7 protein-coding genes are annotated in these 5435 nt (G+C 31.8%); all 7 read left to right on the top strand.

Annotation, left to right across the window (positions count from 1 at the left end; translation table 11 throughout):
* Positions 1 to 63 precede the first annotated feature (63 nt).
* Positions 64 to 627 (top strand): elongation factor P, encoded by a 564-nt coding sequence (efp, locus tag ACI313_RS06475; protein WP_320608576.1) that lies wholly within the window; start codon positions 64 to 66, stop codon positions 625 to 627.
* Positions 628 to 716: 89 nt separating this feature from the next.
* Positions 717 to 1625: a hypothetical protein gene (locus ACI313_RS06470; RefSeq protein WP_439755584.1), complete on the top strand. Its 909-nt coding sequence runs from the start codon at positions 717 to 719 to the stop codon at positions 1623 to 1625.
* Between the two features lie 2 nt (positions 1626 to 1627).
* Complete coding sequence (cmk, locus tag ACI313_RS06465; protein WP_439755583.1) at positions 1628 to 2281, top strand: (d)CMP kinase; 654 nt, start codon at positions 1628 to 1630, stop codon at positions 2279 to 2281.
* A gap of 12 nt (positions 2282 to 2293) precedes the next feature.
* Complete coding sequence (gene der / locus ACI313_RS06460) at positions 2294 to 3601, top strand: ribosome biogenesis GTPase Der (protein WP_439755582.1); 1308 nt, start codon at positions 2294 to 2296, stop codon at positions 3599 to 3601.
* A gap of 13 nt (positions 3602 to 3614) precedes the next feature.
* The gene (locus tag ACI313_RS06455; protein WP_320608580.1) at positions 3615 to 4610 is read left to right on the top strand and encodes an NAD(P)H-dependent glycerol-3-phosphate dehydrogenase; all 996 of its coding nucleotides are present in this window, start codon (positions 3615 to 3617) and stop codon (positions 4608 to 4610) included.
* Position 4611: 1 nt separating this feature from the next.
* A complete protein-coding gene (locus tag ACI313_RS06450) occupies positions 4612 to 4902 on the top strand; it encodes an HU family DNA-binding protein (RefSeq protein ID WP_320608581.1) in 291 nt (96 codons plus the stop codon).
* Positions 4903 to 4958: 56 nt separating this feature from the next.
* The gene (locus ACI313_RS06445) at positions 4959 to 5363 is read left to right on the top strand and encodes a lipoprotein (RefSeq protein ID WP_439755581.1); all 405 of its coding nucleotides are present in this window, start codon (positions 4959 to 4961) and stop codon (positions 5361 to 5363) included.
* Positions 5364 to 5435: the final 72 nt, after the last annotated feature.

Raw genomic sequence — 5435 nt, 5'->3', positions numbered from 1 at the left:
GTAAAAGTATATTCTAAATGACTATTAGATGAGTCAATTAGAATATACCAGGAGTATAAGTTTATGATGGATATTAGTAAATTAAAACCAGGACTAACAATTGTTCAAGATGGTGAATTATATTTAGTTCTTGATACTGTTTTCAATAAACAAGCACGTGGTGCGATGAAAGTTAAAGCTAAAGTTAAAAACTTAAGAACTGGAGCCAATGTTAATTTACAATGGAATGGTGGTTCTTCTGTTGAAGATGTTCATGTTGATAAAATTGCCGTTATATATTCTTATGATGCAGGATCTGATTTAGTATTCCTTGATTCAAATGATTATTCACCATTTGAAATTCCAAAAGAAAGATTGGAATGGGAAAAGAATTTCCTTTCAGATGAAGGTGGTTTAGAAGTAAACATTCGTTCTTATGAAGGAGAAATTCTAGATGTTATTTTACCTGATAAAGTTGCTTTAAAAATCACAGAATGTGAACAAGCAGTGAAAGGAAATACGGCAACATCGGCTCAAAAAACAGCTGTATTAGAAACTGGTTTTGAGGTAAAGGTTCCTTTGTTTATTGAAGAAGGAGAAGTTATCTTAGTTAACACAAATGATGGAAAGTACGCTGGTCGTGCATAATTAAACCTTGTCCTTGACAAGGTTTTTTAAAACAATGGAAAATTACATATTTTTTATGTATAATAATATGGAATGTTTAGGAGGTTTTTATGGCTCAATTATCAAGAAAAACAAAATATCAAGAATTAAGAGATGAAATTGAAAAAGAGGCTATGGCAACACAGACAACCTCAAAATCGGTAAAATTATCAAGAGTTCAAAATAATTCTCGTTTGTCTCATGCAAATATATCTTCTTATCCTCATGAAACAAAAGAAGTAAATTCTACTCCTTCTAATAACGAAGTAATGGATCAACTTTTAGGAGAAGTAAAACAATATAATATTGATAATGGAAATCGTTACATTGATGATACGCAAATTAATATTTTAAAACAATTGAATCCTGAATCTATTGATGCAAGAAATCAACATATTATGCCAATGGATGAAGAAGAGGAATTAGGTTCTACTATGGAAATGCCACGTAGTTCTAATTTTATGTCAAATAATTCGAGTGGAATCGTTGATTTTATGCAAAATCAAAAGTTAACGCGAATTAATCCTGTTAATACTCAACCTCAACCTGAAATCTATAATGATTTTGTTAAGGAACCTGAAAAAGTTGAAGAGGAAAAGGAAGAAAAAGAAGAAAAAATTGTATTATCAAATACAGATATCCGTGCTGATGAAAATACGGATACAGATCACTTGGATTTATTCGAACCAGGAAAATATGATTCTTTCGAATTAGATGAAGAAGAACCTTCTCGTAAATCTAAACGTAAAGCTAAAAAAGAAGCTAAGAAACAAAGAAAAAAAGCTAAGAAAATGGAACAAGAAGAATATGATGATTTACCAAGCAGTAAATTACGTATGCAATCAGAGGATTTAGAATCTTATGATGAGCCTTCTTCTAAGTCAGGAACAATTTTAAATGTTATTTTAGTTATTTTAATTATTGCTTTAATTGCTTCTATTGGATTAACTGTTTTCTTCTTATATAATATGGGATTTTAATTATGTGTAAAATTAATATTGCGATTGATGGTCCAAGTGGTGTTGGAAAGAGCACAATAGCTGATTTTCTTGCGAAAAAATATGGAATGGTTCATTTAGATACAGGGGCTATGTATCGATGTGTTTCTTACTATATTTACGTTAATAATGTAAATTATGATGATCCAATCGAATTAGAACAAGCATTAAATCAAATCACTATTCGTTTTGATGGAAAAAAAGTTTTTTTAAATGGTGAAGATGTTTCTGATGCTATTCGTACAAATGATATTTCAATGATGGCGGCCAAAGTTTCTTCATATTCAGCCGTTCGCAAAAAATTAGTTGCTTTGCAACAAGATATTTGTGCAGAAAAAGGTTACATAGTAGACGGAAGAGATATTTGTTCTGTTGTTCTTCCTGAGGCTGAAGTTAAAATTTTTATGAGCGCTTCTAGCGATGCTAGAGCAATGCGTCGTTATAAAGAATATATTGATAAAGGAATTGAATGCGATTATGAACAATTGTTAAATGACATTAACGAACGTGATTATCAAGATAGTCATCGTGCTATTTCACCTTTGAAAAAAGCAGAAGATGCAATTGAAGTTGATACATCTAATATGTCAATTGAACAAGTTGTTGAACGATTAAGTGAAATTATTGAAAATAGATAGAAAGGAGAATCTATGATTCGTGGAACTGTTGCGATTGTTGGTCGTCCGAACGTTGGAAAATCAACAATTTTTAATCGTCTGATTGGACAGCGAAAAAGTATTGTAGACGATACTCCCGGGGTGACTCGTGATCGTATCTATGGCGAAGTAGAGTGGTTAACACAAACTTTCCGATTAATTGATACAGGAGGAATCCAAATTGAAGATCAGGCATTTGCTGATGAAATTAATATGCAAGTAGATATTGCTATTGAAGAATCAGATTTAATTATTTTTGTTGTTTCTGCTAAAGAAGGAGTTATGAGTGATGATATGGCCATAGCTCGTAAACTTCAAAAAGCAAATAAACCTATTATCGTTGCGGTTAATAAAGTTGATAATGAACAACTTCAATTAGCTAGTTATGAATTCTATCAATTGGGTTTAACAGATCCAGTTTGTGTCAGCGGAGCTCATGGAATTGGATTTGGTGATTTATTAGATTTAGTTATTGAAAAATTACCAGAAAAACAAATGAAATCATATGAAGGAATTACTTCATTTTGTGTAATTGGTAGACCTAATGTAGGTAAAAGTTCATTGGTTAATGCTATTTTAAATGAACAAAGAGTTATTGTTTCAAACATTGAAGGAACGACTCGTGATGCGATTGATACGGCATTTAAAGTTGATGGTCAAGAATATATGATTATTGATACGGCTGGTATTCGTAAAAAAGGTAAAATTTATGAAAATATCGAAAAGTATTCTATTATTCGTGCTTTAAGTGCAATTGATCGAAGTGATGTTGTATTGTTTGTTTTAGATGGTGAAAAAGGAATTACAGAACAAGATAAACATGTTGCTGGATTAGCTCATGAAGCGGGTAAGGGTGTAATTATTGTTTACAATAAATGGGATGCTGTTGAAAAAGATGAAAAAACAATGGCTAAAATCGAAAAAGAAATTCGTGCACAATTCTTATATTTAGACTATGCTCCTATTGCTTTTACATCGGCTTTAACACATAGCAAAGTGAATCAATTGATTCCATTAATCAATGCAGTTCACGACAATTGTACATTGCGTGTCGCAACAAATGTTTTAAATGATGTTGTCTTAGATGCACAAATGATGAATCCAGCTAAGCCTCATTTAGGTAAACAATTGCGTATTTATTATGCTTCTCAAGTTGCCGTAGAGCCACCAACATTTGTGTTATTTGTAAACAATCCTGAGTTATTACACTTTAGCTATAAACGATATATCGAAAATAAAATACGTGAAGCCTTTGGATTTGAAGGTACACCAATTCGTATTTTAGCTCGTGCTCGTACATAGAAAGGAAGTAAATATGAAATCGGTAATTATTGGAAGTGGAAGTTGGGGGACGGCTTTGGCACAAGTTCTTCAAGATAACCACCAAGATGTTATTATTTATGGAATAGATGAAAATCAAGTTCGTGACATAAACGAAAATCATCGTAATTCAATCTTTTTTGAAGATGTAGAATTGAATCCTGAACTAAAAGCAACTATGGATATCAATGTTGTAAAAGAAGCGGACATTGTTTTATTGGCTGTTCCTACTTTTGCGATTGAATCAATTTGTCAACAAATTGATCCTCTTCTTTCTAAAAAAACAATTATTATCAACGTCGCAAAAGGGTTCCATCCAGAAACAAATGAGAGAATGTCAGAGGTTATTCGAAGAAGTATTTCACAAGATCATTTGAGTAGTGTTGTTTCTTTGATTGGACCAAGCCATGCTGAAGAAGTAGTCATTCGTCAACTTACTTCAATTGATTCTGTATCTTTAAATGTTGATGATGCTACTAAGGTTCAAGAATTATTTTCAAACCAGTATTTAAGAATTTATACAGGATGCGATGAAGTTGGTAGCGAATTAGGTGTAGCCATAAAAAATGTTATGGCAATTGCTTCTGGTATTATTGCTGGTTTAGGATATCAAGATAATACTCGTGCAGCATTGATTACACGTGGTCTTCAAGAAATGATACGCTTTGGTACTCACTTTGGAGGTAATCCGCAAACTTATATTGGCTTAACGGGTGTAGGTGATTTAATTGTTACTTGTACAAGTGTTCATTCTCGTAACTTTGAAGCAGGATATAAAATCGGTAAAGAAAATGATGTTACAGATTTTTTAGCTACGAATAAGAAAACAGTAGAGGGTGTTAGAACAGCTAAAATTGTTCATAATATCGCAACTGAAAATAATATTGATATGCCAATTTGTGAAGAGGTTTATCAAATTTTATATCAAGGAAAAGAACCTAGAACTTGTGCTAATGATTTAATGCTAAGAGAATTAAAACAGGAGTTTTAACATGTCTAAGTATGTAAATAAAGAATCTTTGAAGCAAACTTTGATGTCACATTTTAATTTAAGTAAAAGTGAATGTGGACAAATTGTTGACTTGATTTTTGAAGAAATGACGGATTGTTTAGCTCAAAATGGAAAAGTTGAAATTTCTTGTTTCGGAAAATTTGAATTGTTTGAACGTAAAGCGCGAATGGGTGTTAATCCTAAAACATTGGAATCTATGATGGTACCAACTACATTTGTTCCCAAATTTCGTGCTAGTGAGACTTTAAAGAAAAAATGTAATGAGCAATGAATTGATTTTTATTAATTGTATAGTATAATACTGTTATAAACTTATAGGAGGAATTTATGAAAAAAGTTTTAATGGGTGCATTAGCTGTTGTATTATTAGCTGGTTGTTCTTCAAGTGGTGAAACTGGAACATTCACTGGTGAAACAACTTCTGATGAAAGCGGAACTACTACAGTTGAAGTAACAAAAGAAGATGGAAAAGTAACTGACGTTTCTATCGACACTGTTAAAGACGGTCAATCTAAAAAAGAATTAGGTGATGACTACGGAATGAGATCTGCTAGTGCGATTGGTAAAGAATGGAATGAACAAATCGAATTCTTAGAAGACTATATCGTTGATAACAATGGTGTAGATGGAATCGAATTAGATTCTGAAGGTAAAGCTACAAACGAAGATGTTTTAGCTGGATGCACAATCAACATCAAAGACGTAATCGTTGCTTACAACTCAGCAAAATAGTTTTTAATTAAAGGCGGAATTAATTTCCGTTTTTTTTGTGTATTAGAATGGATTTCTTTATATTGTTGTTTT

Source organism: Floccifex sp. (genome assembly GCF_051873495.1).
Lineage (GTDB): Bacteria > Bacillota_I > Bacilli_A > Erysipelotrichales > Erysipelotrichaceae > Floccifex.
Note: the sequence above shows the minus strand (reverse complement) of the source record. Positions and strands in the feature narration are given on the sequence as shown.